The sequence below is a fragment of the Pseudoduganella sp. RAF53_2 genome (genome assembly GCF_052113985.1).
Taxonomy (GTDB): domain Bacteria; phylum Pseudomonadota; class Gammaproteobacteria; order Burkholderiales; family Burkholderiaceae_D; genus Rugamonas.
In genome coordinates, this window is the sequence record NZ_JBFRDW010000904.1 from 1 (window position 1) to 1,734 (window position 1,734).

Here is a 1,734-nt window from a genome sequence, read left to right on the forward strand (position 1 = left end):
GTGCCGACCCAGAGGCGGCCCGCTGCGTCTTCGTACAGGCTGGTGACGTTGTCGTCCGGCAGATGGCCCGCGCCGCCGCCTTCCGCGCGGATGTGGCGGAATTTGCCGGTAGCGGGGTCGAGCATGTCCAGCCCGCCGCCATTCCACTCCGAGCCCGCCCACAGGCGGCCTTTGCGGTCTTCCAGCACGGCGGTGGTGCCGTTGACTGCGCGGCTGCCCGGGTCTTTCGGATCGTTCTGGTAAAGCTTGAATTTGCCGCTGGCGATGTCGAAGCGGATCAGGCTGTTGCCCGTGCCCAGCCACAGCACGCCATCCTTGCCTGGCGCGATGGTGTTGATGAAGTCGCTGGCCGTGTTGCCGAAGTGGGTCACGCTGAAGCTGCCGTCCGGCTTATCCAGGCGGTTCAGTCCGCTGGACGTGCCGACCCACAGCGGTCCGCTGCTGCCCTGGTACAGGCTGTAGATGATGCTGTGACTGAGTGCACCAGGCTTGCCGTCGCCGATATAGCGCCGCTGCACTTGTCCCGTCGCGGGATCGTACAGGCCGAGGCCGAGATTGCCGCCCAACCAGAGTTTGCCATCCGGGCTGGTCGCCAGGCTGAGCAGGGCATTGCTGGCCGGCGCGACTTTGCCGTCGATGCGGTATGGCACGGCGCGCGCGAAACCGCTGCTGTTCAGATTGACCAGAGAGATGCCGTCGGTGAACGAGGCCAGCCACAGATTGCCGCCGCGGTCCTGCATCATGGCGCGCAGATTGTCGCCGGGGAGGGAATAGGGATCGTCCGCCTGGTGCACGAACTGGTCGAAACGGTTTTCCGCTTCGTCCCAGCGCAGCAGGCCGGCGGTCAGGGTTGTGGCCCACAATGTGCCGGACTGGTCGATAAAGAAGCCGGTCACGCGGCTGTTGGGCGAGGCGATATGCTGGCGCTTCTCCCATGGCTGTTTGCGGTCCCAGCGCAGCACGCCTGCTTCGGTGCCGATCCACAGCCGGCCTTGCCGGTCGAATTGCAGGGCGCGCACGATATTGCTGCGGGCCGTGGGATCGTTATCTGGGCCAGTGCGGTAGTGCACGAACTCGCTGGCGCCCGGCGCCAGATAGTCGATGCCGCCGGGCCAGGTGCCGGTCCACACGCCGCCTTCGTTGTCGCGCTCCAGCGCATTCAGGTCGTTGCTGGCCAGGCTGCCAGGCTTATTGGCGTCGTGCACGTAGAGCGTGAATTGGCCGCTGGCCGGGTCGAAATGCTGCAGGCCGCCCCAGGTGCCGACCCACATGCCATCGCGGCCGTCAGAAATGATGTTTTTGATGACGCGGACATTGGTCGGCCAGCCCGTGGGCGCGAATACCGTGAAGTTGCCGGTCGCTGGGTTGAAGCGGGCCAGACCTTCCTGCGTGCCTGCCCAGATGCGGCCCGCGCGGTCTTCGAACAGGGCCGAGACGCGGTCATGCGGCAGCGTGCCCGGCTGTCCGGTGCGGCTGACGTAGCGGATCGCGCGGTAGCCGTCGTAGCGATATAAGCCGTTGGTATGCGTGCCAATCCAGATGAAGCCTTGCCGGTCTTGCAGCAGGGACAACATTGAAGGCTCGTCATTACCCAGTGGCCCCAGTTTTTTGAAGCGTAGCGAGGGCGGGGCGGCCAGGCATGCGCCGGTCACCGCCAGCAGCAAAAGCAGCAGGGCGAACAGGCGGGACAGGGGAGTGGATGGATGGCATGAACGATACATACTGTTACTTTAT

General features: G+C 65.1%; 1 protein-coding gene. It reads right to left on the reverse strand.

Annotated features, from left to right (window positions below; translation table 11 throughout):
- A partial coding sequence (locus tag AB4Z11_RS30860; protein ID WP_442029872.1) for a ligand-binding sensor domain-containing protein occupies positions 1-1,721 on the reverse strand: 1,721 nt, incomplete at its 3' end.
- Positions 1,722-1,734 lie beyond the last annotated feature (13 nt).